This is a genomic window from Pseudomonas sp. FBCC-B1667 (assembly GCF_059133255.1).
This window is the reverse complement of the sequence record NZ_CP101437.1, coordinates 5,519,385-5,546,108: the sequence shown is the minus strand read 5'-3', so window position 1 is coordinate 5,546,108 and position 26,724 is coordinate 5,519,385. Positions and strand designations below refer to the sequence as shown.

Below are 26,724 nucleotides of genomic sequence, written 5' to 3'. Positions count from 1 at the left end.
ATTGGGGTGTCGAGTACCGAAGACGAACAACTGGCGGATTTGAAGGACTGGTGGTCACGCAACGGCAAGCCCCTGGTTACTGGCGGCCTGCTGGCGCTGGTCATCGTGTTCGGCTGGCAAGCCTTTCACAAGTATCAGAGCAATCAGTCGCAAGGCGCCTCGATGCTCTATCAGCAATTGCTCGAAACCACGTTGACGCCTGACGGCAAGCCTGACGCCGCCCGTGTTGCCGATCTGGCCGGCAAGCTCAACAGCGAGTTCGCCGGCAGTGCCTACGCACAATACGGCAGCCTGTTCGTGGCGAAAGTCGCCGTCGACGCGGCCAAGCTGGACGACGCCGCCACCGAGCTGAAAGCCATTGTCGCCAAACCGGCCAACCCGGCGCTGGGTGAAATCGCCCGTCAGCGTCTGGCGCAGGTACTGGCCGCGCAGAACAAGGCCGATGAAGCCTTGAAGTTGCTCGAAGGCGATGCCGACAAAGCATTCCTGGCCACTCGCGAAGAACTCAAAGGCGACCTGCTGGTGCAGTTGGGCCGTACCGACGAAGCGAACAAGGCGTACCAAAACGCCAAGGCAGCTCTGTCGGATGAAGCGGCGGTCGGCGGCCTACAAATCAAGCTGGACGATCTGGCCAAAGGGGATGCGTGACGTGATTCGTTGGAAACATGCAGCATTGCTGGCCCTGGCCATTTTGGCCGCGGGTTGCAGCAGCAACAGCAAAAAAGAATTGCCACCTGCCGAGCTGGTCGACTTCAAAGAAGAAGTGGTCCTGCAAAAGCAGTGGAGTCGTTCGATCGGTGACGGTCAGGGCGAAACCTACAACATGCTGGTACCGGCGATTGATGGCGACACCATCTATGCTGCCGACGTCACTGGCGTGGTGGTCGCGATGGATCGCAGCAATGGCGACGTCAAATGGAAGAAAGATCTCGAGCTGCCTGTTTCCGGCGCCGTTGGCGTGGGTTACGGGCTGGTCATGATCGGCACGCTCAAAGGCGAAATCGTTGCCTTGGACGCGATCAACGGTGAAGAGAAATGGCGCGCTCGCGTGTCCAGTGAAGTCCTCGCACCGCCGGCCAACAACGGTGATGTGGTTGTGGTTCAGACTCAGGACGACCGTCTGATCGGCCTGGATGCCGCGACCGGCAACCAGCGCTGGTTGTATGACAGCACCCCTGCGGTTCTGACCCTGCGCGGCACCAGTGCACCGATCGTCACCAACCGCCTTGCGTTGGCGGGCCTGTCGACCGGTAAAGTGGTCGCTCTCGATATCACCAACGGCGTGCCGGTGTGGGAACAGCGAGTAGCGATTCCACAAGGTCGTTCGGAGCTGGAACGTGTGGTTGATATCGACGGCGGCTTGCTGCTGTCCGGCGGTACTTTGTACGTTGCCAGCTATCAGGGTCGCGTTGCGGCACTGGACCTGGAAAGCGGTCGTCAGCTCTGGCAGCGTGATGCTTCCAGCTATGCCGGTGTCGCCCAGGGTTTTGGCAACGTCTACGTGAGCCTGTCTGCGGGCACTGTTGAAGGCGTCGACGAGCGTTCCACCACTGCATTGTGGAGCAACGATTCGCTGGCCCGTCGTCAACTGTCGGCTCCGGAAGTGTTCTCCAGCTACGTTGCAGTCGGCGACATGGAAGGCTACCTGCACCTGCTGAGCCAGGTGGACGGTCGCTTCGTCGGCCGCGAAAAGATCGACGGCGACGGCCTGCGTGCCCGTCCGCTGGTGGTGGGTGACACGATTTATGTGTATGGCAACAGCGGCAAACTGGAAGCCCTGACCATTAAGTAAAGGTTTGACTATGCTTGGGGTTAATCCCCAGGCAGCCCCGATTACGGGGTTCGCAGCGCCCTCAAGCGTTGCCCCGAGCACCAGCCGCTGCCTCGCAGCGGCTTTTGTATTTTCTGAAATAACGAAGTGGAGAGCCGCATGGTTCCCGTAATCGCCCTGGTGGGCCGACCGAACGTCGGCAAGTCCACCTTGTTCAACCGCCTGACCAGGACTCGTGACGCCATTGTCGGCGACTTGTCCGGTCTGACCCGTGATCGCCAATACGGTGAGGCCAAGTGGCAAGGGCGTTCCTACATTCTGGTCGACACCGGTGGTATCTCCGGTGACGAGCACGGTATGGACGAAAAAATGGCCGAGCAGTCACTGCTGGCCATTGAAGAAGCGGATGTCGTTCTGTTCCTGGTAGATGCCAAGGCCGGTTTCACCGCCGCCGACCAGATGATCGCCGAGCATTTGCGCAAGCGTAACAAGCGTTCTTACGTGGTAGCCAACAAGGTCGACAACATCGACCCTGAAATGGCCCGCGCCGAATTCGCGCCGTTGGGCATGGGCCACGCGATCCCTATCGCCGGTGCTCATGGTCGTGGCATCACCCAGATGCTGGAAATCGCCCTGAGCGACTTCCCGAAAGACGAGGAAGAGCCGGAAGACGGCGAAGAAGAGATCGTCGCCGAAGGTGAGGAAGCCAAGCGCATTCCTGGCCCAAGCGAAAAAGACGGTATCAAGATCGCCATCATCGGTCGCCCGAACGTCGGCAAGTCGACCCTGGTCAATCGCATGCTCGGTGAAGACCGGGTGATCGTGTATGACCAACCCGGCACTACCCGCGACAGTATCTACATCCCGTTCGAGCGTAACGAAGAGAAGTACACGCTGATCGACACCGCCGGTGTGCGCAAGCGCGGCAAGATCCACGAAGAAGTTGAAAAATTCTCCGTGGTCAAAACCCTGCAAGCGATCAAAGACGCCAACGTGGTGATCTTCGTCATGGACGCGCGCGAAGGCGTGGTGGACCACGACCTCAACCTGCTGGGCTTCGCCATTGAGTCGGGTCGTGCGCTGGTTATCGCGATCAACAAGTGGGACGGCATGACGCCGAGCGAGCGCGACTTCGTGAAGGTCGAGCTGCAACGTCGACTGTTCTTCGTTGATTACGCCGACATCCACTTCATCTCGGCCCTGCACGGCACGGGCGTGGGCAACCTCTACGCCTCGGTACAGAACTCGTTCAAGTCTGCCGTGACCCGCTGGCCGACCAACCGCCTCACCCAGATTCTGGAAGATGCGGTCGGTGAACACGCGCCACCGATGGTCAACAACCGACGGATCAAGCTGCGTTACGCCCACTTGGGTGGTGCTAACCCGCCGATCATCGTGATCCACGGTAACCAGATCGAGAAGGTGCCGAAGTCTTACGTTCGTTACCTGGAAAACACGTACCGTCGTGTCTTGAAGCTGGTCGGTACCCCGATCCGCATCGAGTTCAAGGGCGGCGAGAACCCGTTCGAAGGCAAAAAGACCACGCTGACCGACCGCCAGGTCAACAAGAAGCGTCGCATGATGTCGCACCACAAAAAGGCCGACAAAAAGCGCCGCGACAAGAAATAGAAGCTGCTTTAGTTGATCGTTCCCACGTTCACACGCGGGAACGATCAATTAGGAGAAGGGCGCCCGTTGGCGCCCTTTTTTTATGGGCGCCGGATGGGCTATCCTCGGGCTCTCCCGCGCCGCCGTTAGAGCCGGGTGTAGCGCAGGGAATCACCGATGATCACCAGTAAGCTGCCGAATGTCGGCATCACTATCTTCACTCAGATGTCTCAACTCGCGGCGCAGACCGGGGCGATCAACCTGTCCCAGGGTTTTCCCGATTTCGATGCCCCGCAAGCCCTGTGCGATGCGGTTGGCCGGCACATCGCCAATGGCCATAACCAATATTCGCCCATGACCGGCCTGCCGGCGTTGCGTCAGCAAGTGTCGGCGAAGATCGCTCGCAGCTACGGCGTCAACGTCGATGCTGATCAAGAAGTCACCATCACTCCCGGCGCCACACAGGCGATCTTCTGCGCGATTCAGGCGATTATCCACAGCGGCGACGAAGTGATCGTGTTTGATCCTTGCTACGACAGTTACGAGCCGTCGGTGGAACTGGCCGGTGGACGCTGCGTGCATGTACAGCTCGGGTTGAATGATTTCTCCATCGACTTCCAGAAACTGGCTGATGCCATGACCCCGCGCACGCGGATGATCGTGCTCAACTCGCCGCACAATCCGAGTGGGGCGCTGATCAGCCGGGCCGAGCTGGATCAGTTGGCGGATTTGATTCGGGGTCGCGACATCTATCTGGTCAGCGATGAAGTCTACGAACACCTGGTATTTGACGGCGTGCCTCACGTCAGTGTGCTCAATCACGAGGAGCTGTATCAACGCGCCTTCGTGGTCAGTTCCTTTGGCAAGACTTACCACGTTACCGGCTGGAAAACCGGCTACGTGGTCGCTCCACCGGCACTCACCGCCGAGCTGCGCAAGGTGCATCAATACGTCAGTTTCTGCGGCGTCACTCCGTTGCAATTTGCCTTGGCCGACTTCATGGCCGAGCACCCGGAACACGTCGAAGCATTGCCCGGTTTCTATCAAGCCAAGCGGGATCTGTTCTGCGACCTGCTGACACCGTCGCGCTTCAGTTTCACCCGAGTGACCGGCACCTATTTCCAGTTGGTCGACTACTCGCACATCCGCCCGGACCTCAATGATGTCGAGATGGCGCTGTGGATGACCCGCGAACATGGCGTGGCGAGCATCCCGATCTCGGTGTTCTACCAGACCCCACCCGAAGGCCAGCGCCTGGTGCGCCTGTGTTTCGCCAAACGTGAGGAGACCCTGCGTGAAGCAGCGGCAAAACTATGCGTGATCTGAGTGCACTGCCCAACCTGAATGTCGCATTGATCCAGACCACGCTGGCCTGGCACGACCGGCAAGCCAACCTCGAGCACTTCGAACAGTTGCTGGAACAGGCACGCGGCGCGGACCTGATCATCCTGCCGGAGATGTTCACCACCGGTTTCTCCATGGAATCGGAAACGCTGGCGGAGACGGAAAACGGTCCGACCAGCAAGTGGCTGCGCGTTCAGGCGGCAAAGCTCGATGCGGTCATCACCGGCAGCATCATCGTTCAAACCGCAGACGGCAGTCATCGCAATCGCCTGCTGTGGGCGCGGCCGGACGGGGAGGTGGGGCACTACGACAAGCGTCATCTGTTCCGCATGGCCGGCGAGCATAACCACTACACGCCGGGCGAGCGTCAGGTGCAGTTCGAGCTCAAGGGCTGGCGCGTGCGGCCGTTGATTTGTTACGACCTGCGCTTCCCGGTCTGGAGCCGCGATGCGCACGACACCGACTTGCTGCTGTACACCGCGAACTGGCCGGGTGCGCGGCGTCAGCACTGGAACCGCTTGCTGCCTGCGCGGGCCATTGAAAACCTTTGCTACGTGGCCGCAGTGAATCGGATCGGCACCGATGGCAAAGGTTTTGCCTACACCGGCGACAGTCAGGTGCTGGATTTCCAGGGCGAAACCCTGCTAAGTGCCGGTGAAGCCGACGGCGTGTTTCAAGTGGTGCTGAATGCTGCGGACCTTCAGGCTTATCGCACGCGTTTCCCGGCGAACCTGGATGCCGATACCTTCGAGTTCACCTGAGATTTTCGCTGACCGTCCCGGCCTCTTCGCGAGCAAGTCGAAGAGGCCAGCTCAGCCCACACAAAAACTCAGGCAAACAAAAAGGCCCCAAGGTTCGCACCTCGGGGCCTTTTGCAGTTCAGCGAACGCTTACGCCGCTTTCGCTTCCGGCTGGCTCAGCGAGCGGTTCAGCGCGCTGAACAGCGCCTTGAAACTGGCAGTGGTGATGTTTTCATCAATGCCCACACCATGCACCGCACGCTCACCGTTCACACGCAGTTCAATGTAGGCCGCAGCCTTGGCATGGGTGCCCGCGCCGATCGCGTGTTCGTTGTAGTCCATGATCTCCACCGGAATCGGCAGGCCGGCCACCAAGGCTTCCAGCGCACCGTTGCCCTTGCCGCGCCAGTGCAGGTTGGTTTCGCCCTGACCTTTGCTGGAGACTTCCACTTCCACGGCGCTGTGACCGTTTTCTTCCTGCAAGCGATGGCTGACCAGCGCGTACGGGGTGTTGGCCTGCAAGTACTCGCTGTGCAGCAACGCGTGGATTTGCTGAGCAGTCATCTCGAGGCCGAGGCGATCAGTTTCACGCTGCACGACCTGGCTGAACTCGATCTGCATGCGGCGTGGCAAGTTGATGCCGTATTCCTGTTCCAGCAGGTAAGCGATACCGCCTTTGCCCGACTGGCTGTTGACGCGGATCACCGCCTCGTAGCTGCGACCGATGTCGGCCGGGTCGATCGGCAAGTACGGCACTTCCCACAAGGCATCTGGTTTCTGCTGGGCGAAGCCCTTGCGGATCGCGTCCTGGTGGGAGCCGGAGAACGCAGTATGGACCAGGTCGCCGACGTACGGGTGACGTGGGTGCACCTGGATCTGGTTGCACTCTTCGACGACCTTGCGCACGCCGTCGATGTCGGAGAAGTCCAGCTCAGGGTGAATGCCCTGGGTGTACAGGTTCAATGCCACGGTCACGAGGTCGACGTTACCGGTGCGCTCGCCGTTGCCGAACAGGCAGCCTTCGACACGGTCGGCGCCGGCCATCAGGCCCAATTCGGTGGCGGCAACACCGGTACCACGGTCGTTGTGGGTGTGCAGGCTGATGATCACGCTGTCACGACGGTTGATGTGACGGCCGAACCATTCGATCTGGTCGGCGTAGATGTTCGGCGTGGCGCATTCGACGGTGGCAGGCAAGTTGAGGATCATCTTGTGCTCAGGCGTCGGGTTCCAGACCTCGATCACGGCATCGCAGACTTCCTTGGCGAATTCCAGCTCGGTGGCACTGAACGTCTCTGGCGAGTACTCGAAGGTCCACTCGGTGTCTGGCTGCTGGGCGGCGTATTTGACGAACAGCTTGGCCGCGCTAACGGCGATTTCCTTGATCCCGTCCTTGTCCTGGTTGAAGACAATCCGGCGGAAAGAAGGGGAGGTCGCGTTGTACAAGTGAACGATGGCTTTCTTCGCGCCGCGCAGGGATTCGAAGGTGCGTTCGATCAAGTCTTCACGACCCTGGGTCAGCACCTGAATGGTGGTGTCGTCCGGGATGTGCTTACCTTCGATCAGTGTGCGTACGAAGTCGAAGTCGGTTTGCGAAGCGGCCGGGAAAGAGGCTTCGATTTCTTTCACGCCGACGGCCACGAGGGTTTTCCAGAAGCGCAGCTTCTTGACCGCGTCCATGGGCTCGATCAGCGACTGGTTGCCATCACGAAGGTCAGAGCTGCACCAGATCGGCGCGGCAGTGATGGTCTTCGACGGCCAGGTGCGGTCCGGGATGTCGATGGTCGGGAACGCGCGGTATTTCGAAGACGGGTCTTTGAGCATGCTCATTGGGGGAATCCTTATTGTGTTGGCCGAAAAAAGGCGGCCTGCCGGTGGATCAAATGTTGTTGGGAAAAGCGTGGGGCGAGGCACCGCGATTCAGCCTGGCAGTCGTGCGCTGACGAGGCAGAGGCTGCGGTGCTGGCGAAGCTGAATGAGGGTGTGAAAGGTTTTCATGCCTTCAACCCTAACCTCGGGGGTGAAGGATGGCAAGCAGTCGAAAAAAATTGAGAGGAATACCCGGAAAGGTAATTTTATCGAGATTTAATTGCTGTGAACGGCGGCGATTGTTTTGATGATTGCGCAAGGTTTGAGCACTGCGCAATCGCAGAATTTCGGTGACGGCCTCTTGGGTGCAACTATGCTTACAGCCTGAACAAGGCAGGAGTCGGACATGAACGAGTCGGACTGGAAGCGGTATAGCGCGTTGCGTCCGTTGGCCCATGAGCGGATGTGTATCCGGATCATGGAGGAGGTCGAGCGCACCGTGCTGGATAAAAGCCTGGAGCCTTATGATCGGATTGAAGCCACTGAAGAGTTGCTTCAGTCCAGGCAAAAGGAGCTGTATTGGGCGTTTGGTGTGTTCAGGTTTTCCCGGCATGAGGCGCAGTCGCACTTGCTCGGGTTGTGCGCGCGGGAGTTGATCACGCCTGAAGAGTTGGCGGGATTTTCTGCGGAGACTCAGGAATGGGTCAAGCATTGCCTGGCGGATCGGGAAGCCCATGGGATTGAGGATCTTGAGGCTGAATAGGTGGCGTCTGTTACGCCGCCATCGCGGGCAAGCCCGCTCCCACAGGGATATTTGTTGCACTGAAGATCCAATGTGGGAGCGGGCTTGCCCGCGAAGAGGCCAGTAGCCTCTGCAACTTTCTAAGGCTGAAACGCCCCGATAAAAATCGCCGGATCCACCCGCGCATCATTCAGGCTGACGTTCCAGTGCATGTGCGGCCCGGTCGCCCGGCCAGTAGCACCGACCTTGCCCACCACCCCACCACGCGCCAATTGCTGCCCAACCTTCACATCGATTTTCGACATGTGGCAGAACATGCTGATGAAGCCCTGCCCGTGATCGACAAACACCGTGTTGCCGTTGAAGAAGTAATTGCCGATCAGAATCACCTTGCCCGCCGCCGGCGTCTTGATTGGTGTGCCTGCCGGCACAGCAAAGTCGAGCCCGGCGTGCGGATTGCGCTCTTCACCATTAAAGAAACGGCGCACACCAAACTTGCTCGACAGCGGTCCGTTGACCGGTTTGTCTAGCAGCAGGTTGCTCGGCGTGTTGGGGCTGAAGCTGCGATAGGCCTGGATCTGCTCGGCCAACTCGCCTTCTATGCGCTTGAGGTTGTCAGGGTTCGGATTGACCTGCTGGGTATTTTTCAGGGTGATGTGCTGTTCCGGGTATTTCTTGTTGCCGACGGTAAAGTTCAGACTGCGGCCGCCGCTGCTGATCTGTTGCGTGCCCGGTTTCACGGTCAGCGGCACACCGACAATCGCCAGCCAGTTGTTCTGTTCCTTGACCACCAGCACCGGTTTGCCTTGATAGCTGGCTTTCGGTGCCTGGGCCGCGGCGCCCAGATCCACCACGGCCACGCCGCCGGGTACGGGCTTGTTCAACAGGTGAGTGATGTAGCTGTCGGCGTGGGCGTTAAAGGTCAGGCACAGCAACAGCAGTGGAGCTAAAAAGCGCGGCATGGATCAATCCAGTAAAGAAAGGGTGACAGGCGTCAGGTGATTGTCTTCGACCCGCACTTGCAGTTCGCCGTCGCCGAGTTTGGCCTTGAGGCGCTGACCGTTGTGGGTTTGTTCGGCGCTGCGGATCGCATTGCCGCGCTCGTCCAGCAGAATGCTGTAGCCACGGGCGAGGGTCGCCAGCGGGCTGACCACTTGCAGCGTCTGTACCTGACTTTGCAGTTGCAGGCGTCGGGACTTGAGGCCTTCGCGGATGGCACGGGGCAAGCGTTCGGCGAGGCTGTCGAGGCGTTGGCGGAGCATCGCCAGTTGCCGGCCGGGATGTTGCCCGGCGAGGCGGGTTTCCAGGCGAATCAAGCGTTCGCGACGGGTGTTGAGGTTGCGTTCGAATGCACGGCGCATGCGCATGTCCAGATCATCCAGGCGCTGCGCTTGCTGGCGCAGACGCTCGCCGGGATGGCGCAGGCGGCGGGAAATGCCTTCCAGACGCAGGCGGTCGCGCATCAAGCGGTCGCGCATGCGCATCACGAGTCGGCGATGCAGGCTTTCCACCCGGCGTACCAGGTCGTTGGAGTCCGGGGCGAGCAACTCGGCGGCGGCGGACGGCGTCGGGGCGCGGACGTCGGCCACGAAGTCACTGATCGACACGTCGGTTTCGTGGCCGACAGCGCTGACAATCGGTGTGACGCAGGCATCAACCGCGCGGGCCACGGCTTCTTCGTTGAAGCACCAGAGGTCTTCCAGCGAGCCGCCGCCACGGGCCAGGATCAATGCGTCGAACCCCCGGGCGTCCGCCAGCTTCAGCGCGCGGACAATCTGCGCGGTGGCCTCGCGACCTTGCACGGCGGTGGGGATCAGCATCAGCTGGATTTGCGGAGCACGGCGGCGGAACACGCTGATGATGTCGCGAATCACCGCGCCAGTCGGCGAGCTGATGATGCCGATACGTTGCGGATGCGCCGGCAGCGGCACTTTGCGTTCGGCACTGAAAAGACCTTCGGCGCTGAGCTTTTCCTTCAGTGCATCGAAGGCCAAACGCAGCGCGCCGTCACCGGCCGGCTCCACGGTGTCGAGGATCAGTTGATAGTCGCCACGTCCCTCGAACAGTGAAACCTTGCCGCGGACTTTGACCGCCAGGCCATCCTTCAAGGCTTGACGAACCCGTGCGGCGTTTTGCCGGAACAGCGCGCAACGCACCTGGGCGCCGCTGTCCTTGAGGGTGAAATACACGTGGCCGGACGCAGGACGCGCGAGGTTGGAGATTTCGCCTTCGACCCAGATATTGCTGAACACGTCTTCGAGCAACACCCGCGCGCGGCCGTTGAGCTGGCTGACAGTCAGGACTTCACGGTCCAGGCCGAGTCTTGCAAAGGGATCTTTAATCATGGGGCGCAGTTTAAAGGCATTCGGCGCCCAATCTCCATGACCCAACGAAATTCCATTTGTGCGAGCCTGCTCGCGAATTCGGTGTGTCAGTCACCGCAATGTTGAAAGTCGATCCGTATTCGCGGGCAGGCTCGCTGCCGCAAGGGTAAAGTCCAGCCCCTGTACTCAAGGAAGACATGGAGTGAATATGTTGGCATTTCTCAACCAATGGCCTTTCGGCACGACGGATTGGCTGATCATCGGGCTGGGCATCGCTCTGGCGTATATCGTGTTTGGCATTGCCGGCTTTGGCACCGCACTGGTAGCGGGGCCGATTCTGATTCTGTTCATGCCATTGTCGAAGATCGTGCCATTGCTGGTGCTGCTGGATTTTGTCGCGGCGTTCGGCAATCTGCTGCCCTCGCGGCGTGATGTGGCGAAACCCGAGTTGCTGCGGTTGCTACCGTGTATGGCGGTGGGGTGCACATTGGGGGTGATCTTTCTGCTGAACCTGAAATCCGACGTATTGCTGCTGCTGATGGGGCTATTTATCAGTGCTTATGCGATTTACAGCCTGTGGGTCAAAACCCGTCCGACACAGTTATCCGCTTCGTGGGCAGTGCCGATGGGCGCCGTGGGCGGGATGTTCGGGGCGTTGTTTGGCAGTGGCGGCTTCTTATATGCGATCTATTTGAACAGCCGACTGCCCAAAGAGGCAGCCCGGGCAACCCAGAGTGCGCTGATCAGTTGCAGCACGGTGGTGCGCTTGAGCCTGTTTGCCGTCGCAGGTGTGTATGCCGAGCTACCCTTGTTGGTATTGGCCCTGTGTTTGTTGCCGGCCATGGCCTTGGGGCTGTGGATCGGGCGGCGATTGACCATGAAGTTGTCGCGCGAGGCGTTTGTGCGGCTGGTGACCTGGTTGGTATTGGCCAGCGGGATTGCCTTGATCGGGCGCTATTTCAGCACTTGACCTGAAAATGTCAGGCATTAAGCTGCCGCCCGCAGTCCTTGTGGGAGCGAGCCTGCTCGCGAAGGCGGTGGGTCAGGCAACATCACTGTTGGCTGCAATGGCCCCTTCGCGAGCAGGCTCGCTCCCACAAAGGTGGATTATTCAGCATCGGTAGGCTTGCACCATGAACTCCCAAAGCATCATCGTCCCGAAAATCTCCACGCTGCCAGTGCACGAACCCCGGGCCCGGGCGGTCGTGCGGTGGCTGGTGCGCAAAAACATCATCAAGGAAGAACTCACTACGTGCGGCCGCACCGGCAATCGCATGGGCCACGCCATCGCCGACGGTGCACGCGCCGTGGTCCTGTACCCCGAAGCGCTGCCATTTGGCGAGCCGATCAATGGTCTGGAGATCATCACCAAGCGCTGCATCTACACGCCGGCCAAAGGTTTCCTGAGCGAGGCAGGCTGCGCCGAATGCCGTAAGGAAGTCGGAGAAGCGCTGTTCGAAAGCCTGGAAGACTGGATGCCCGGCCGCACCGATAACTTCACCTGTCCAGAATGCGGGCATGAGGACGACATCAACGGGTTCCTGTTCCTGCAGGAATGCGGTTTTTCCAACCTCGGCTTCATCTTCAACAATTGGGCGGAAGCCGGGTTCAAGCAGAGCTTTATCGATGAGTTTGCCGATTGGCTGGATCAGCCGGTGAGTTGGATCAAAGTCGAGTTGTAGGCCGCGATAAATCCCGTATATCAGTAATGCTAATAATAGACAGAGTTTTACATTGAACCCGAGGGGGTGTCTGACTATAATGGCGCGCTTCCATTTTCCCGCTCGGGAGCCCCCGCGATGCTGCGTATCAGCCAAGAAGCTCTGACATTCGACGACATTCTCCTAGTGCCCGGTTATTCCGAGGTACTTCCTAACGAAGTCAGTCTCAAGACCCGTCTAACCCGTGGCATCGAGCTGAATATTCCTCTGGTTTCTGCCGCCATGGACACCGTTACTGAAGCCCGTCTGGCAATCGCCATGGCTCAGGAAGGTGGCATCGGCATCATCCACAAGAACATGACCATCGAGCAGCAAGCTGCCGAAGTGCGCAAGGTCAAGCGTTACGAAGCCGGCGTGGTCAAGGACCCGATCACCATCGAGGCTGACGCCACGGTTCGTGAACTGTTCGAACTGACCCGCCTGCACAACATCTCCGGCGTTCCGGTACTGCACGATGGCGACCTGGTCGGCATCGTTACTTCCCGTGACGTGCGTTTTGAAAATCGTCTGGAAGCCACAGTCCGCGAAGTGATGACGCCTAAAGAGCGTCTGGTCACGGTCAAGGAAGGCGCCGACAAGAACGACGTTCGCGAGTTGTTGCACAAACACCGCATCGAACGCGTACTGATCGTCGACGACAAATTCGCCCTCAAAGGCATGATGACCGTCAACGACATCGAAAAAGCCAAGGCTTACCCGCTGGCCAGCAAGGACGATCAAGGTCGTCTGCGTGTGGGCGCGGCCGTCGGTACCGGTAAAGACACTGGTGATCGCGTCGCAGCCCTGGTCAATGCCGGCGTTGACGTGGTGGTGGTCGACACCGCTCACGGTCACTCCAAAGGTGTGATCGACCGCGTTCGCTGGGTCAAACAGAATTTCCCTGAAGTGCAGGTCATTGGCGGCAACATCGCCACCGGCGCTGCCGCCAAGGCCCTGGCCGAAGCGGGTGCTGACGCCGTCAAGGTCGGTATCGGCCCTGGCTCGATCTGCACCACCCGCATCGTCGCCGGTGTCGGCGTCCCGCAAATCAGTGCCATCGCCAACGTCGCCGCTGCCCTTGAAGGCACCGGCGTTCCGTTGATCGCCGACGGCGGCATCCGTTTCTCCGGTGACCTGTCCAAGGCCATCGTAGCCGGTGCTTCCTGCGTAATGATGGGTTCGATGTTCGCCGGTACTGAAGAAGCTCCGGGCGAGATCGAACTGTTCCAGGGTCGTTCGTACAAGGCTTACCGTGGCATGGGTTCGCTGGGCGCCATGTCCCAGGCTCAAGGTTCCTCCGACCGTTACTTCCAGGACTCCTCGGCAGGCGCCGAGAAACTGGTTCCGGAAGGCATCGAAGGGCGTGTTCCTTACAAGGGCACCCTGAGCGCCATCATCCATCAACTGATGGGCGGCCTGCGTTCCTCGATGGGCTACACCGGCAGCGCCGACATCGAAGAAATGCGCACCAAGCCTGAGTTCGTGCGGATCACCGGTGCTGGCATGGCCGAGTCTCACGTGCACGACGTACAAATCACCAAAGAAGCGCCAAACTACCGTGTAGGTTGAGGCTTCCAGCAAAAAGTTAAGTAACCGGGGCTGTTTTATTCAGCCCCGAGTTGTTTCTGAATCACGACTGTTTCTGAATTACTTAGACGAGACTGAATCATGGCCCTCGACATTCACGCCCACCGCATCCTGATCCTCGACTTCGGTTCCCAGTACACCCAGCTGATTGCCCGCCGCGTGCGTGAAATCGGCGTGTACTGCGAACTGCATCCGTTCGACATGGACGACGAAGCGATCCGCGAATTCGCTCCAAAAGGCGTCATTCTCGCCGGCGGCCCCGAGTCCGTGCACGTCGCTGACAGTCCGCGCTGCCCGCAAGCGGTGTTTGACCTGGGCGTACCGGTCTTTGGTATCTGCTACGGCATGCAGACCATGGCTGAACAGCTGGGTGGCAAGGTCGAAGGTTCCGAACTGCGTGAGTTCGGTTACGCTCGCGTTGACGTCGTCGGCAAGAGCCGCCTGCTCGACGGCATCGAAGACCACATCGACGCCGACGGCCTGTTCGGCCTCGACGTGTGGATGAGCCACGGTGACAAAGTCACCAAGATGCCGCAGGACTTCCACATCCTCGCCAGCACCCCAAGCTGCCCGATCGCCGGTATGTTCAACGACGCTCGCGGCTACTACGGCGTACAGTTCCACCCGGAAGTGACCCACACCAAGCAGGGCGGTCGCATCCTGTCGCGCTTCATCCTCGACATCTGCGGCTGCGAAGCCCTGTGGACGCCTTCGAAGATCGCTGAAGACGCCATTGCCAACATTCGCGCCCAGGTCGGCACCGACAACGTACTGCTCGGCCTGTCCGGTGGTGTGGATTCCTCGGTGGTTGCCGCGCTGCTGCACAAAGCCATTGGCGACCAGCTGACCTGCGTCTTCGTCGACAACGGCCTGCTGCGTCTGCACGAAGGCGAGCAAGTGATGGCCATGTTCGCCGAGAACATGGGCGTCAAGGTGATCCGCGCCAACGCTGAAGACCAGTTCCTGAACAACCTGGCTGGCGAAAGCGACCCAGAGAAAAAACGCAAGATCATCGGCCGTACCTTCATCGACGTGTTTGACGCCCAGTCGAACAAGCTGGACAACATCAAGTACCTCGCCCAAGGCACCATCTACCCGGACGTGATCGAGTCGGCTGGCGCCAAAAGCGGCAAGGCTCACGTGATCAAGTCGCACCACAACGTGGGCGGCCTGCCGGAAGAGATGAACCTGAAACTGGTCGAGCCACTGCGCGAACTGTTCAAGGACGAAGTCCGTCGTCTGGGCCTGGAACTCGGCCTGCCGTACGACATGGTCTACCGTCACCCGTTCCCGGGCCCGGGCCTGGGTGTGCGGATCCTCGGTGAAGTGAAGAAGGAATACGCCGACCTGCTGCGTCGTGCCGACCACATCTTCATCGAAGAACTGCGCAAAGCCGACTGGTATCACAAGGTCAGCCAGGCATTCGTGGTGTTTCAACCGGTTAAGTCGGTTGGCGTTGTAGGCGATGGCCGTCGTTACGCGTGGGTCGTTGCCCTGCGTGCCGTTGAAACCATCGACTTCATGACCGCGCGTTGGGCTCACCTGCCTTACGACCTGCTGGAAACCGTCAGCGGCCGCATCATCAATGAAATCGAAGGCATCTCCCGCGTTACTTATGACGTGTCGAGCAAGCCGCCAGCGACGATTGAGTGGGAGTGATCCCGGTCTGATTGATCGTCCGTAATACCTGAAAGGCCCCGTGAGCGAAAGTTCACGGGGCCTTTTTGCTATCAGGTCGCTACCGTGGGGAGGCGCCCTTCCAGGGTCAGGCCCATGCGGTTAAGTGCGTGGGCAAGGCTGGTCAGATTCGCGTAGGTCACCAGATGCACGCCGGCCCAGGCAGGACGGTGGATCAGAAAGCCGCCATTCATCGTTCGTTCAATCATCGTTCGCACAATCTGGTTGGTCCTGCTGCGATGAATCAGCGTCAACGTGTCCTCCGACTTTTCAATGGTGAACATGCCTTGGCGGAACAGCAGCTGATTGATTTGATCGGGCGATCGTTGAATGACCTGAGTCGGTATCTGCAGGCTGATATCGGCATACAGGGTGTCGACATTGCCGCTCATCTGGGGCGCAGCCTCTGTGACTTCACGGCCGACTTCGATGCCATGGTCGATGTCGAGGTGCAGACGCTCACCAGGGCCCACTTCTTCAATGCGTAGACCGATACCGCCCTCGGTTTCACTGATACCGGCGATTCCCCTGAACGTGTTGGTACTCTCCTGATCGGTCAGCACCAGCCATTTTCCGCCGCCATTGCGGGCTTGAGTGGCCTGCATGATGGTATGGGTGAGGTAGGTCTTGACGGATTGGCGTGAGATGGCGCGGAAGTTTGTATCGGTGTATCGATAACTGGCCAGGCAATCGGTGGCCTGGATTCGAATGCCGTTCTGTTGGGCGGTCTTGACGACTTCGAGGGGGGTGAACTGTCCGGCAGGATCGCCGGGCAGCTTTTGCAGATACTTCTCCAGCATGCCATGCATCTCCCCGGTTTCGGCGAAGACGTTCAGGTCGACTTGATTGAAGTCGTTGAGCAGGCGATGCATGTAGATCGTCTTGACGCCTTGCTTCGCCAGCGTCGGCATGTTTTCGATCAGGAACCGCATGCTGGCAATGCGGTCCTGACTCTCACCGATTACCAGACCGGGCGCAGTGTTAAATACTTTCTCGATGAGCTCCGTAACGGTCGTGGAGGGTGTGATGACGGGCTGAACCGGGCGGGCCGGTAACGAGGCAAAAAAATCCGTCTGGATCTGGAAACCGATCGCGTCCCTGATCAGGACCGCTCGACGTCCGGCGACGTACTCTTCATAGGGGGAAATCCCTCGGAGGACCCCGCCAGGTGCGGAGACGACTTTTATATGGGTTTCCGGCTTTCCCAGGGCCAAAAAGTTCAGCGATCGCCCATTGGGGGCATCGTATCTTGTCAAATGCCTGACTAAATCTGACCTTGGGCGGACCTGAGTCGTTGGCCTGGAAGGACCGGGACCGGGACCGGGACCTGGAGCGGGAGCGGGCTTGCTGAGGCCTTTGCCGCCGCCTTTCAATCCGCCTTTCGGCGCCAACTCCCATTCGCCTTCGCCAGTCAGGCGCACGGGAATTGATCCTGTGGAGGCCTGTGGGTTTGCCGGGTCGATGATGGCCCACGTTCCGCCACCATTGATGTCGGCTTCGTAGCGAACGTAGTAAGCCTGATCGTTCATCATGATGGCGGTGGAAGGGTTTGAGTCCAGTGAGTAGATTCCCCGAAATTTTCCGCTCGTGGCCGCAGGATAGTTTTCGAGGATTTCATTGCATTGCCAGTGCTCTGGCACTTCAAAAGCTTCTGCGGTTTCATCTGGCAGGGTAGGCAGCACAACCGGTTGCAAGGGACCTTCCTCTGATGCAGCGTTCGCCTGAGGGTCTTGCGCGGCGACGGTTTCTTCCGGATCGAGCGCCTTGTACAGATCCGCCATCTCGGCCGCTTCAGCCGCCTCGGCGGCAGCCCCGGCTTCATCCAATACGGTGACCTCCTTGAGCAGCGGAATATTGAACAGGGCATTGATGCCATCGAGCACGGCGCCGATGACGCCAGCCTTGCGTTGCGCCGCCGTTGCGCCATTGACCGCCTTGTCGATGTTCAAGCCCATCGCGGCGATGCTGGCCCCGATCACCGGCAGCGCGATTGGCCAGCCCATCACCGCCAAGGGGCCAAACACGTGCAGCCCGGCAGTCAGGTAACCCAGCCAAAGTTGCTTGCGCATTTGTCCGTGGGTCACCAGCGTCAGGTCCGCCTCTTCCAGCATCGTGCTCTGGACCGCCCGGCTCTGCCAGGTGAAGGCATCGCCGCTGATCGTGATGTTTTTCTGATTGATCAAGTGGTGGTCGTATTTCCCCCAGGTGCCGACCAACTGATTCATCAGCGGAGTGATGTTGTCGTGGACTTCCTTGCGTACCGACAGCGGAAAATGAGTCATGAACTCGGTACGCGGCTGCTCTTCATTCATTTGCAGCAAGGTCCACCAGTGCATGTCCGTCAGTGTCGGGTGCACGTGGAAAGCCTGTGCGGCGCCGGGAACGTAAGTGATCTGCCGACCGTTGCGGTCAACGATGCGCAGAATATCGGTGGCGACATGCCCTGCGACATCCAATGCGCAAACACGAAGATCGGCGGGCGGATTGGTTTGGGACTGCAGGGTCGCCAGGGTGATCGGCCAGCTTGCAGCACCGACAACGGCCCTTACGACAGTCTGGAAATCCTCCTCTTCCAGTTGACCGTGTTGCCGCGCCTCGACGGCTTTGCTGAGGTAGTTACATTTGGCTAGCGCCCGGAAGTCCTCGAAATGAGTGGCCCAGAACGCGTTCAGTTTATTCAGATAGCGTTCACTGAGGTTCTTGTCCCACAGATCCGCAAGGACCTTGCTGGGGTACATCCGCACTTCGTTGGTTTCATTGAAAATGCTGGCGCTTGCATCGGCTGTGTAAAACCCGCCGTTACTGTTCAGCTCGAGGGCGTCGTCTTGATCGGTGACGCGGTATCCCTGGATCACCAGTTGCGTCAGCGTCAATGATTCACAGGGTTTGGGGGCGTGCTCCCAACTCAGAAAGGCTTTGGTGCTGCTGGCCGAGACGTTATCGAACCGGTGCCACCAGACCTGATCCGGGTCCATGCCGGTGATGCCATGTTTTTGCAGGATTTCGCTGGCGACCGCGTGGGCTTCTTCCTTCAAGCCGGGGCAGGCGGTAACAACGACGGGGGCAATCGTTTTCAGTTGCTCCTTGTCGGCAGCATTGGGTAACGCGTCGGTACTTTGATCAACAGGCATGCTCTCGCTCCTTGAGAAATGGGTCGTGAGGATGACCCGTTTACTCAAGGCACGTGCACTACATAGTTATGCCCACATGCCTTACGTGATCATGTAGGGGCAGCGTCGTGCCACATCCAAAAAGTAGAATTTGTCGGGGTATGCCGTGATTCGGTGTACTCGAATTGCCGACGATCCGCCGCCCCACCCTTACTGTTTCTCATCCGCAGGTGTATCGTATTCGCCTTTTGCAGGCCTCGTGCCTGTCGCTGATACGTGAGGTAGTTGAGTTCATGTCCTTTACCCGTCGCCAAATCCTCGGTGGCCTGGCCGGTCTTGTTGTCGTTGGTGTCGGAGCGGGGGGCGCGTCGCGGTACTGGCTGGGCAAGATGGCCGACGCCGACGCCGGTCATGACTATGAGCTGATCGCGGCGCCGCTGGACGTCGAACTGGTTGCCGGGCACAAGACCCCAGCCTGGGCGTTCGGCCCCTCGGCGCCGGGCACGGAGCTACGGGTGCGTCAGGGCGAATGGCTGCGGGTGCGCTTCATTAACCACCTGCCGGTAGCGACCACCATTCACTGGCACGGCATCCGCCTGCCACTGGAAATGGACGGTGTTCCGTACGTTTCGCAATTGCCGGTGTTGCCGGGCGAATACTTCGATTACAAATTCCGCGTGCCGGACGCCGGCAGTTACTGGTATCACCCGCACGTGAACAGCAGCGAAGAATTGGGCCGCGGCCTTGTCGGTCCGCTGATCGTCGAAGAGCGCGAACCGACCGGTTTCAGGTACGAGAAAACCCTGAGCCTGAAGAGCTGGCACGTCGACGAAGACGGCGCTTTCGTAGCGTTCAGCATTCCTCGCGAAGCCGCTCGTGGTGGCACGGCGGGGCGGCTGTCGACCATCAACGGTGTCTCGCAAGCGGTGATCGACTTGCCCGCCGGGCAAATCACCCGAGTGCGCCTGCTCAACCTCGATAACACGCTGACCTATCGGCTTAACATTCCCGGCGTCGAAGCGCAGATCTACGCGCTGGACGGCAACCCCGTGGCGCCGCGCCCAATGGGCAAGGAGTACTGGCTCGGCCCGGGTATGCGCATCTGCCTGGCGATCAAGGCGCCACCCGCCGGTGAAGAACTGTCCCTGCGCAACGGCCCCGTTCGCCTGGGTACGTTCCGCTCGGTGGCAAACACCGATGCCCCCACCGAATGGCCGCCCACCCTGCCTGCCAACCCGGTGGCAGAACCCGACCTGGCCAATGCCGAGAAACTCAACTTCAATTTCGAATGGGTGGGCTCGGTGTCGGTCAACGTCGACAACGGTAAACCGCCGAGCCTGTGGCAGATTAACGGCAAGGCCTGGGACATCACGGACAAGACCTGCGCTGACCGCCCGATTGCCAAGCTTGAGAAGGGCAAGAGCTACATTTTCGAATTGAAGAACATGACTCAATATCAACACCCGATCCACCTGCACGGCATGAGCTTCAAAGTCATCGCCTCGAACCGGCACAAAGTCATTCCGTACTTCACCGACACGTATCTGTTGGGCAAGAACGAGCGTGCGCAAGTGGCGTTGGTGGCGGATAACCCGGGCATCTGGATGTTCCATTGCCATGTGATCGATCACATGGAAACCGGCCTCATGGCCGCCATTGAGGTGGCGTGATGCGTCAGATACGTCCCGCCGCCATCATCGACCGCAGCCGTGATCGCGACTTCATGCGCGAAGCCCTGGCTCTGGCGGCGCAAGGTGCTGCGCTAGGCGAAGTGCCGGTGGGTGCGGTGCTGGTGCAGGACGGTGAAATCATCGGTCGCGGCTTCAATTGCCCGATCAGCGGCAACGACCCGAGCGCCCATGCCGAGATGATCGCGATCCGTGCCGCCGCCTTGGCCGTCAGCAACTATCGCCTGCCCGGTAGCACGCTGTACGTGACGCTGGAGCCGTGCAGCATGTGCGCCGGCCTGATCGTGCATTCGCGGATTGCGCGGGTGGTGTATGGCGCGCTGGAGCCAAAGGCCGGGATTGTGCAAAGTCAGGGACAGTTCTTCACCCAAGGGTTTTTGAATCATCGGGTGTTGTTTGAAGGCGGGGTGTTGGCGCAGGAGTGTGGGGCGGTGCTTAGTGAGTTTTTCAAGGCTAGACGCGCCAAACCCACTGAATAAACACAAAACCCAATGTAGAAGTGAGCCTGCTCGCGATGGCGGTCTGACAGTCAATATTGATTTGACTGTCAGACCGCCATCGCGAGCAGGCTCACTCCTACAGGGTTATGCGATGTTTGATAGATTTATTTACGGGCCACGATGACGGCACGCATCGGCGCCGGCAGCCCTTCTATCGTTTTGCTGTGGTCGTCCGGGTCCAGGAAGTCGCTCAACGACTGATACTTCATCCACTCCGTGCCGCGCTGTTCCTCGACCGTGGTCACGCTCACGTCCACACAGCGCACATCCGTAAACCCGGCACGGCGCAACCACAGCTCCAACGCCGGCACCGACGGCAGGAACCACACGTTGCGCATCTGTGCGTAGCGGTCTTCCGGTACCAGCACCTGTTGCTGATCGCCTTCGATCACCAGCGTCTCCAACACCAATTCACCGCCCTTGACCAGGCAATCCTTCAGCGCCAGCAAATGCTCGATCGGCGAACGGCGGTGATAGAACACGCCCATGGAAAACACCGTATCGAAGCCTTCCAGCTCCGGCGGCAGGTCTTCGAACGGGAATGGCAGGTGCCAGGCGTTGGGTTCGGACAGATAGCGCTGCACTGCCTGGAACTGGCAGAAGAACAACCAGTTCGGGTCAACGCCGATCACGCTGTCGGCACCGGCGCCGAGCATGCGCCACATGTAATAGCCGTTGCCGCAGCCGACATCGAGGATGCGTTTGCCCTTGAGGTCCAGATGCGGCGCAACGCGGGACCATTTCCAGTCCGAACGCCATTCGGTGTCGACGTGCACACCAAACAAATCAAACGGCCCTTTGCGCCACGGCGACAACCCCATCAGCGCGGTGCGCATCTGCGCACGGGTGTCGTCGTCGCACTCGGTGTCCAGCATCAGGCCATTGAGCAGGTCGACGTCACTCGGCTGGATCTTCGGCAATGCATCCAGCGCGCTCTGCCAGCGCTCAAGGTCGCCGTGACCCTTCTCCATTTTCTTGTCGAGTTGCGCTTGCAGGGTGTTGGCCCAGGCGGCCAGTGGTGTACCGGCCAGACGGCGGGCGAGGGGGGACAGATCAATCATGGCAAGGCAATCAACGAGGCAAAGTTAAGACACTGGAACCACGGCACGACTTTCGAGAACCCCGCGGCCAGCAAGCGGTCGCGGTGTTCTTCGAGGCTGTCGGGCTTCATGACGTTTTCGATGGCGCTACGCTTCTGGGCGATTTCCAGTTCGCTGTAGCCATTGGCGCGTTTGAAGGCGACGTGTAAATCAGTGAGCAGGGCGTGTTCTTCAAGGTCATTGAAGCGCAGCTTCTCCGAGAGGATCAACGCGCCGCCGGGCAGCAGCGATTGGCGAATACGCGAGAGCAACGCGGTGCGCTGGTCGGGGGCGATAAATTGCAGGGTGAAGTTCAGCGCCACCACCGAGGCGGGCAGGAAGTCGAGGGCGAGGATATCGCCTTCGATCACCTCCACCGGCAGCAACTCCTGGAACATCGAGTCCTGACCGTTGAGGTATTCGCGGCAACGCTCGACCATCGCCGCCGAGTTATCCACCGCGATCACGCGGCAACCGTCGGTGCGCACGTGCCGGCGCAAGGCCTGAGTCACGGCGCCCAGAGACGAACCGAGGTCGTAGAGGATGCTGTTGGGCTGGGCGAATTGCGCGGCCAGCACGCCGAGGTTTTCCACGATGGTCGGATAACCCGGCACCGAGCGCTTGATCATGTCCGGGAACACCCGCACCACGTCCTCGTTAAAGGCGAAGTCAGGCACCTGGCTCAGAGGCTGGGCGAAAAGGCGATCGGATTCTTTGCTCACGGCGGTTCCAGCGGCATGGGTGGAAAAGGCCGGCATTTTAGCCAAATTGACGGGGGGATGCGCGGGTTGTCTGATAAACCGCTGGGCTCATGCAATTTGAAGGGTGAAAGGACTGTTGTGGCGAAGGGGGCAAGCCCCCTCGCCACAGAGCCGCGTTATTTTTGAGAGAACGCTGACGCTGTAATTCCCCATTGCCCCAACCAGTAACTGAGGATGATCACGTAAGGCGCTGCGTCGAACGGCGCCACAAATCGGCTGATACCAATCACGCTGTCGGAAAACACAAACGCCAGCGCACCTGCCGCCGCCAGCAACGCCGAGCGCTTGGGAACTTCATTGCCCAGGCGAGCCAGTGCCCGCCAGAGCATTGCGCTGATGGCCAGTCCGTAAACAATCACCGGGATCAGCAATGGGCCGAGGCCGTGGGAAATCAGAATCCCCAACAAGACTGCGCCGACGCTCAGGGCAATCACCAATGGAAGCACCGCCAACCGCCGGCAATCGCTCAGATAGGCTTTGAGATACGCCAGATGCGCGACCAGAAATGCCCCGAGACCAAACACAAACAGATCACCCGGCCACGCCAGCAACACGTCGCCGAGCAGCGAAAAAATCAGGCCAAGGCTGATCCAGCGTCGATAGTCGCTGGGTGGTGCATCATGCAACCAGCCCAGCAGGGCCAGAACGGGCAGCGGTTTGACCAGCAGACAAAGCAACGTCGCATGCACACTCACGCCATACAGGAAGGTCACCGCGCCCATCAGCGCCAGAATCAGCCAGCCCACGGTCAGTTAACCGAGATCGCGCAATCGAAGGTGTCGACCGGCAACACTTCCGGTGCCCAAGGCTGCTGCGAGGTCAGGCGCAAGCGCCCGGTGCCGGCGGCAAAAGCCTGGAAGCGCCAGGTCGAAATACCGGCGCTGCCGACGATGCCCGCGTCTTCCGGGTTGCTGTACACCTCAGGGCTGAGCGCATGCAGCACACCACCGGCCGAATCCTGAATCGCCCAACGGTAACCTGTGCTCGGGTTGCTCGGCAGGGTCAGGACCAGGTTTTGCCCGCTGTTCAGCTTCACCGGGCATTGGCTCTGTTTTTCCACGGTCACGTTCTGTTTCGGCTGCGTGGCGCAAGCGGCCAGCAAGGAAAGGGCGAGGGGGACAAACAAGCGAGTGGGGGACATAAGGTCAGCGGCTCCGGCGTTCACGACGAACGGCGAGCATAACTGAAGATGAGACAAAGTGTGACAGGGCTGAGGGAGGGATCGTTTCCCACGCAGAGCGTGGGAAACGATCAGTACGATCAGGTTGTGGGGTCAGAACAAAATCTTCGCCACATCGGCAAAGCGTTTGGCGAAGTGCACGGTAATCCCTTCCTTCAGATAATCCGGCAATTCTTCGAAGCTTCCACGGTTTGGCTCCGGCAGGATCAACTCAAAAATCTTCTGCCGCCGCGCCGCAATGACCTTCTCACGCACGCCGCCAATCGGCAGTACATGCCCGGTCAACGTCAGTTCACCGGTCATGGCCACGCCTTTTTTCGGCGGCTGGTTGCGTGCGAGCGAGAGCAGGGCGCTGGCCATGGTCACGCCGGCGCTCGGGCCGTCTTTCGGGGTGGCGCCTTCCGGGACGTGGAGGTGGACGAAAGCTTCGTCGAAGAACTTCGGATCACCGCCAAACGACTTCAGATTTGAGCTCACGTAGCTGTAGGCGATTTCCGCCGACTCCTTCATCACATCACCCAATTGCCCGGTGAGTTTGAAGCCGCGGTTCAGCGTGTGGATCCGCGTTGCTTCGATCGGCAAGGTCGCGCCGCCCATACTGGTCCAGGCCAGACCCGTGATAACACCGGTGCCGGACAGCACTTGCTCATTGCGGAACACCGGATGACCGAGTGAGGTTTCGAGGTCTTTGGGGCCGAGTTTGATGACGGCTTTGGGGTCGTCGATCAATTTCACCACGGCCTTGCGCACCAGTTTGCCCAGTTGTTTTTCCAACTGGCGCACCCCGGCTTCGCGGGCGTAACCGTCGATCAACGCTTTGAGCGCGCTGTCGCTGATGCTCAGGCTGCCCTTGGACACGCCGGCCTTTTCCAGCTGCTTGGGCCACAGGTGCCGCTTGGCGATGGCGATTTTTTCTTCGGTGATGTAGCCCGACAGGCGAATCACTTCCATCCGGTCCAGCAATGGGCCGGGGATCGAGTCCAGGGTGTTGGCGGTGCACACGAACAGCACTTTCGACAGGTCCAGACGCAAGTCCAGGTAATGGTCGAGGAATTCGACGTTCTGTTCCGGATCAAGCGTTTCCAGCAGCGCCGAGGCCGGGTCGCCCTGGTAGCTTTGGCCCATCTTGTCGATCTCGTCGAGCATGATCACCGGGTTCATCACTTCGACGTCTTTCAGCGCCTGCACGAGTTTGCCCGGTTGCGCGCCGATGTAGGTGCGGCGGTGGCCCTTGATCTCGGCTTCGTCGCGCATGCCGCCGAGGCTGAAACGGTAGAACGGCCGGCCGAGGGATTCGGCGATGGACTTGCCGACGCTGGTTTTACCCACGCCCGGCGGGCCGACCAGCAGCACGATGGAGCCGCTGATTTCGCCTTTATAGGCACCGACCGCGAGGAATTCGAGGATGCGGTCCTTGATGTCGTCGAGGCCGGCGTGGTGTTTGTCCAGCACTTTGCGCGCGTGCTTGAGGTCGAGTTTGTCCTCGCCGTACACGCCCCACGGCACCGATGTCGCCCAGTCGAGGTAGTTGCGGGTGACCGCGTACTCCGGGGAGCCGGTCTCGAGGATCGACAGCTTGTTCATTTCCTCTTCGATGCGTTTCTGCGCCTGCGGCGAAAGCACTTTGCCGGTCAGGCGTTGCTCGAACTGCTCAATGTCGGCGCTGCGATCATCCTTGGTCAGCCCTAGCTCTTGCTGGATGACCTTGAGTTGTTCCTTGAGGAAGAACTCACGCTGATGTTCGCCGATCTTGCGGTTAACTTCGGCGGAAATCTCTTTCTGCAGGCGCGCAACCTCGACTTCCTTGCGGAGCATGGGCAGGACTTTTTCCATGCGTTTGAGCATGGGCACGCAATCGAGCACTTCTTGCAGCTCGCCACCGGTGGCGGAGGTCAGGGCGGCGGCGAAGTCGGTCAGTGGCGATGGGTCGTTGGGGCTGAAGCGGTTGAGGTAGTTTTTCAGTTCTTCGCTGTACAGCGGGTTGAGCGGCAGCAGTTCCTTGATCGCATTGATCAGCGCCATGCCGTAAGCCTTGACCTCGTCGGTCGGCTCGGTGGGCTGGTGCGGGTATTCGACTTCCACCAGGTACGGTGGGCGATGGTGCTTGAGCCAAGTCTTGATGCGCACCCGGGTCAGGCCCTGGGCGACGAATTGCAGTTTGCCGTTTTCACGGCTGGCGTGATGGACTTTGACCAGGGTGCCGTACTCGGGCAACGCGCTGGTATTGAAGTGGCGCGGGTCTTCCTGGGGCGCGTCCATGTAGAACAGGGCCAGGGAGTGGTGATCGGCTTTGCTCACCAGGTCGAGGGTTTCGGCCCAGGGTTCTTCGTTGACGATGACCGGCAGTACTTGGGCCGGGAAGAACGGGCGGTTGTGGATCGGGATGATGTAGACCTTGTCCGGCAGGTTCTGGCCGGGCAGGGCGAGGCCTTTGCCGGTGGCGTGGTGTTCGATTTGCTCGGTTTCGTCGTATTCGCTCGGGTCTTCGGGGAATTCTTGCTGGTCGCTCATTGGGGCACCTGCGCAATTGGGTATGGGTGTTAGATGGGGCAGGTGGGGGGTGGTTTCAATGGCTCGCGATGTTTCTAGGTGTGTGTTCAGGGTTTGGACAGGTGCTTTGTCTTGGCGGCCTCTGGGCCGACCATGTTGTTGTTTTTGGGGTACATATCCGTTGCTGCGGTAACGGCTGCTTAGGGTTTCGCCCTTACGGCGACTCACTTTTTTTTCAAACGCCAAAAAAAAGTAAGCAAAAAAAGGCTCGCCCCGAGCGTCCGGCCCCTCGCTAAGGCTCGGCGTTCCTTCGTTCCGGTATCCATCCGGGGACACTGCCCTCCGGTCTGCTTCGCGACGACCTACATGCAGCGTGTTCGACTGCGTCGAACGGCGCTGCGCGCCACTCCCCGGATGCACACCTCCACTCAGCCTCCCGAGGGGGCGGGTGAATCAAAAGCTAGATCAAAAGCTGCAGGCGAGCTAACGCTCGGCCTGTTGAGTGGTGGGGAGCAACGGGGGTGTGTCGATTCAAGCTGTAGGAGTGAGCCTGCAGGAAGATTAGCGGTGTGGATCATGGCGACGCTCCATTCGAAAATAGGGAGTTCGCCACG

General features: G+C 59.8%; 21 protein-coding genes. 12 read left to right on the top strand and 9 right to left on the bottom strand.

Annotated features, from left to right (window positions below):
* Positions 1-6 precede the first annotated feature (6 nt).
* The 5 genes from NL116_RS25580 (at position 7) to NL116_RS25560 (ending at position 5,484) form a co-directional block, all read left to right on the top strand.
* Positions 7-648: a tetratricopeptide repeat protein gene (locus NL116_RS25580; protein WP_494374588.1), complete on the top strand. Its 642-nt coding sequence runs from the start codon at positions 7-9 to the stop codon at positions 646-648.
* Complete coding sequence (gene bamB / locus NL116_RS25575) at positions 641-1,792, top strand: outer membrane protein assembly factor BamB (RefSeq protein WP_494374587.1); 1,152 nt, start codon at positions 641-643, stop codon at positions 1,790-1,792. The genes NL116_RS25580 and bamB overlap by 8 nt, the downstream gene beginning before the upstream one ends.
* A gap of 138 nt (positions 1,793-1,930) precedes the next feature.
* Positions 1,931-3,400 carry a ribosome biogenesis GTPase Der gene (gene der / locus NL116_RS25570; RefSeq protein ID WP_310265908.1) on the top strand — a complete coding sequence of 490 codons (1,470 nt, stop codon included), beginning with the start codon at positions 1,931-1,933 and terminating at the stop codon, positions 3,398-3,400.
* Positions 3,401-3,556: 156 nt separating this feature from the next.
* Positions 3,557-4,705: a pyridoxal phosphate-dependent aminotransferase gene (locus NL116_RS25565; protein ID WP_494374586.1), complete on the top strand. Its 1,149-nt coding sequence runs from the start codon at positions 3,557-3,559 to the stop codon at positions 4,703-4,705.
* A complete protein-coding gene (locus tag NL116_RS25560) occupies positions 4,693-5,484 on the top strand; it encodes an amidohydrolase (protein WP_494374585.1) in 792 nt (263 codons plus the stop codon). Before NL116_RS25565 ends, NL116_RS25560 begins: the two co-directional genes overlap by 13 nt.
* A 129-nt stretch (positions 5,485-5,613) precedes the next feature.
* Here NL116_RS25560 and leuA read toward each other — a convergent pair whose 3' ends face one another.
* Entirely contained in the window at positions 5,614-7,293 is a 1,680-nt protein-coding gene (gene leuA / locus NL116_RS25555; RefSeq protein ID WP_494374584.1) for a 2-isopropylmalate synthase, read from the bottom strand.
* 385 nt (positions 7,294-7,678) lie between these two features.
* On the opposite strand from leuA, the gene NL116_RS25550 reads away from it, so the two are divergent.
* A complete protein-coding gene (locus NL116_RS25550; RefSeq protein WP_494374583.1) occupies positions 7,679-8,035 on the top strand; it encodes a hypothetical protein in 357 nt (118 codons plus the stop codon).
* A 119-nt stretch (positions 8,036-8,154) separates the two neighbouring features.
* On the opposite strand, the gene NL116_RS25545 is transcribed toward NL116_RS25550, so the two are convergent.
* Positions 8,155-8,976, bottom strand: coding sequence for a peptidoglycan DD-metalloendopeptidase family protein (locus NL116_RS25545; protein ID WP_494374582.1), 822 nt, complete (start codon positions 8,974-8,976; stop codon positions 8,155-8,157).
* 3 nt (positions 8,977-8,979) lie between these two features.
* Complete coding sequence (gene xseA / locus NL116_RS25540) at positions 8,980-10,359, bottom strand: exodeoxyribonuclease VII large subunit (RefSeq protein ID WP_494374581.1); 1,380 nt, start codon at positions 10,357-10,359, stop codon at positions 8,980-8,982.
* 187 nt (positions 10,360-10,546) lie between these two features.
* Between xseA and NL116_RS25535 the strand changes: the two genes are divergently transcribed.
* From NL116_RS25535 to guaA, 4 genes are all read left to right on the top strand, one after another.
* Complete coding sequence (locus NL116_RS25535) at positions 10,547-11,308, top strand: sulfite exporter TauE/SafE family protein (RefSeq protein WP_494374580.1); 762 nt, start codon at positions 10,547-10,549, stop codon at positions 11,306-11,308.
* Positions 11,309-11,471: 163 nt separating this feature from the next.
* Positions 11,472-12,020 (top strand): sugar ABC transporter ATPase, encoded by a 549-nt coding sequence (locus tag NL116_RS25530; protein ID WP_494374579.1) that lies wholly within the window; start codon positions 11,472-11,474, stop codon positions 12,018-12,020.
* Between the two features lie 117 nt (positions 12,021-12,137).
* Positions 12,138-13,607 (top strand): IMP dehydrogenase, encoded by a 1,470-nt coding sequence (gene guaB / locus NL116_RS25525; RefSeq protein WP_494374578.1) that lies wholly within the window; start codon positions 12,138-12,140, stop codon positions 13,605-13,607.
* 99 nt (positions 13,608-13,706) lie between these two features.
* Positions 13,707-15,284, top strand: coding sequence for a glutamine-hydrolyzing GMP synthase (guaA, locus tag NL116_RS25520; protein ID WP_494374577.1), 1,578 nt, complete (start codon positions 13,707-13,709; stop codon positions 15,282-15,284).
* 71 nt (positions 15,285-15,355) lie between these two features.
* On the opposite strand, the gene NL116_RS25515 is transcribed toward guaA, so the two are convergent.
* On the bottom strand, positions 15,356-18,433 hold the full coding sequence (locus tag NL116_RS25515) for a membrane-targeted effector domain-containing toxin (protein ID WP_494374576.1): 3,078 nt from the start codon (positions 18,431-18,433) through the stop codon (positions 15,356-15,358).
* A gap of 272 nt (positions 18,434-18,705) precedes the next feature.
* Here NL116_RS25515 and NL116_RS25510 point away from each other — a divergent pair, with 272 nt between their 5' ends.
* On the top strand, positions 18,706-20,082 hold the full coding sequence (locus NL116_RS25510) for a multicopper oxidase family protein (RefSeq protein ID WP_494374575.1): 1,377 nt from the start codon (positions 18,706-18,708) through the stop codon (positions 20,080-20,082).
* Positions 20,082-20,579, top strand: a complete 498-nt coding sequence (gene tadA / locus NL116_RS25505; protein WP_494374574.1) for a tRNA adenosine(34) deaminase TadA — start codon at positions 20,082-20,084, stop codon at positions 20,577-20,579. The genes NL116_RS25510 and tadA overlap by 1 nt, the downstream gene beginning before the upstream one ends.
* 125 nt (positions 20,580-20,704) lie before the next feature.
* Here tadA and cmoB read toward each other — a convergent pair whose 3' ends face one another.
* The 5 genes from cmoB to lon form a co-directional block, all read right to left on the bottom strand.
* Entirely contained in the window at positions 20,705-21,661 is a 957-nt protein-coding gene (gene cmoB, locus NL116_RS25500) for a tRNA 5-methoxyuridine(34)/uridine 5-oxyacetic acid(34) synthase CmoB (protein ID WP_494374573.1), read from the bottom strand.
* Positions 21,658-22,437, bottom strand: a complete 780-nt coding sequence (cmoA, locus tag NL116_RS25495; protein WP_494374572.1) for a carboxy-S-adenosyl-L-methionine synthase CmoA — start codon at positions 22,435-22,437, stop codon at positions 21,658-21,660. Before cmoA ends, cmoB begins: the two co-directional genes overlap by 4 nt.
* 119 nt (positions 22,438-22,556) lie before the next feature.
* Positions 22,557-23,186 carry a lysoplasmalogenase gene (locus NL116_RS25490; RefSeq protein ID WP_494374571.1) on the bottom strand — a complete coding sequence of 210 codons (630 nt, stop codon included), beginning with the start codon at positions 23,184-23,186 and terminating at the stop codon, positions 22,557-22,559.
* A 2-nt stretch (positions 23,187-23,188) separates the two neighbouring features.
* On the bottom strand, positions 23,189-23,581 hold the full coding sequence (locus NL116_RS25485) for a protease inhibitor I42 family protein (RefSeq protein ID WP_494374570.1): 393 nt from the start codon (positions 23,579-23,581) through the stop codon (positions 23,189-23,191).
* 132 nt (positions 23,582-23,713) lie between these two features.
* On the bottom strand, positions 23,714-26,131 hold the full coding sequence (gene lon / locus NL116_RS25480) for an endopeptidase La (RefSeq protein WP_494374569.1): 2,418 nt from the start codon (positions 26,129-26,131) through the stop codon (positions 23,714-23,716).
* Positions 26,132-26,724: the final 593 nt, after the last annotated feature.

Bases quoted from the DNA above. Each gene is read 5' to 3' on its own strand.
- bamB (WP_494374587.1), top strand. From the start codon at position 641: ATGCGTGACGTGATTCGTTGGAAACATGCAGCATTGCTGGCCCTGGCC.
- der (WP_310265908.1), top strand. From the start codon at position 1,931: ATGGTTCCCGTAATCGCCCTGGTGGGCCGACCGAACGTCGGCAAGTCC.
- NL116_RS25565 (WP_494374586.1), top strand. From the start codon at position 3,557: ATGATCACCAGTAAGCTGCCGAATGTCGGCATCACTATCTTCACTCAG.
- NL116_RS25560 (WP_494374585.1), top strand. From the start codon at position 4,693: ATGCGTGATCTGAGTGCACTGCCCAACCTGAATGTCGCATTGATCCAG.
- leuA (WP_494374584.1), bottom strand. From the start codon at position 7,293: ATGAGCATGCTCAAAGACCCGTCTTCGAAATACCGCGCGTTCCCGACC.
- NL116_RS25550 (WP_494374583.1), top strand. From the start codon at position 7,679: ATGAACGAGTCGGACTGGAAGCGGTATAGCGCGTTGCGTCCGTTGGCC.
- NL116_RS25545 (WP_494374582.1), bottom strand. From the start codon at position 8,976: ATGCCGCGCTTTTTAGCTCCACTGCTGTTGCTGTGCCTGACCTTTAAC.
- xseA (WP_494374581.1), bottom strand. From the start codon at position 10,359: ATGATTAAAGATCCCTTTGCAAGACTCGGCCTGGACCGTGAAGTCCTG.
- NL116_RS25535 (WP_494374580.1), top strand. From the start codon at position 10,547: ATGTTGGCATTTCTCAACCAATGGCCTTTCGGCACGACGGATTGGCTG.
- NL116_RS25530 (WP_494374579.1), top strand. From the start codon at position 11,472: ATGAACTCCCAAAGCATCATCGTCCCGAAAATCTCCACGCTGCCAGTG.
- guaB (WP_494374578.1), top strand. From the start codon at position 12,138: ATGCTGCGTATCAGCCAAGAAGCTCTGACATTCGACGACATTCTCCTA.
- guaA (WP_494374577.1), top strand. From the start codon at position 13,707: ATGGCCCTCGACATTCACGCCCACCGCATCCTGATCCTCGACTTCGGT.
- NL116_RS25515 (WP_494374576.1), bottom strand. From the start codon at position 18,433: ATGCCTGTTGATCAAAGTACCGACGCGTTACCCAATGCTGCCGACAAG.
- NL116_RS25510 (WP_494374575.1), top strand. From the start codon at position 18,706: ATGTCCTTTACCCGTCGCCAAATCCTCGGTGGCCTGGCCGGTCTTGTT.
- tadA (WP_494374574.1), top strand. From the start codon at position 20,082: ATGCGTCAGATACGTCCCGCCGCCATCATCGACCGCAGCCGTGATCGC.
- cmoB (WP_494374573.1), bottom strand. From the start codon at position 21,661: ATGATTGATCTGTCCCCCCTCGCCCGCCGTCTGGCCGGTACACCACTG.
- cmoA (WP_494374572.1), bottom strand. From the start codon at position 22,437: ATGCCGGCCTTTTCCACCCATGCCGCTGGAACCGCCGTGAGCAAAGAA.
- NL116_RS25485 (WP_494374570.1), bottom strand. From the start codon at position 23,581: ATGTCCCCCACTCGCTTGTTTGTCCCCCTCGCCCTTTCCTTGCTGGCC.
- lon (WP_494374569.1), bottom strand. From the start codon at position 26,131: ATGAGCGACCAGCAAGAATTCCCCGAAGACCCGAGCGAATACGACGAA.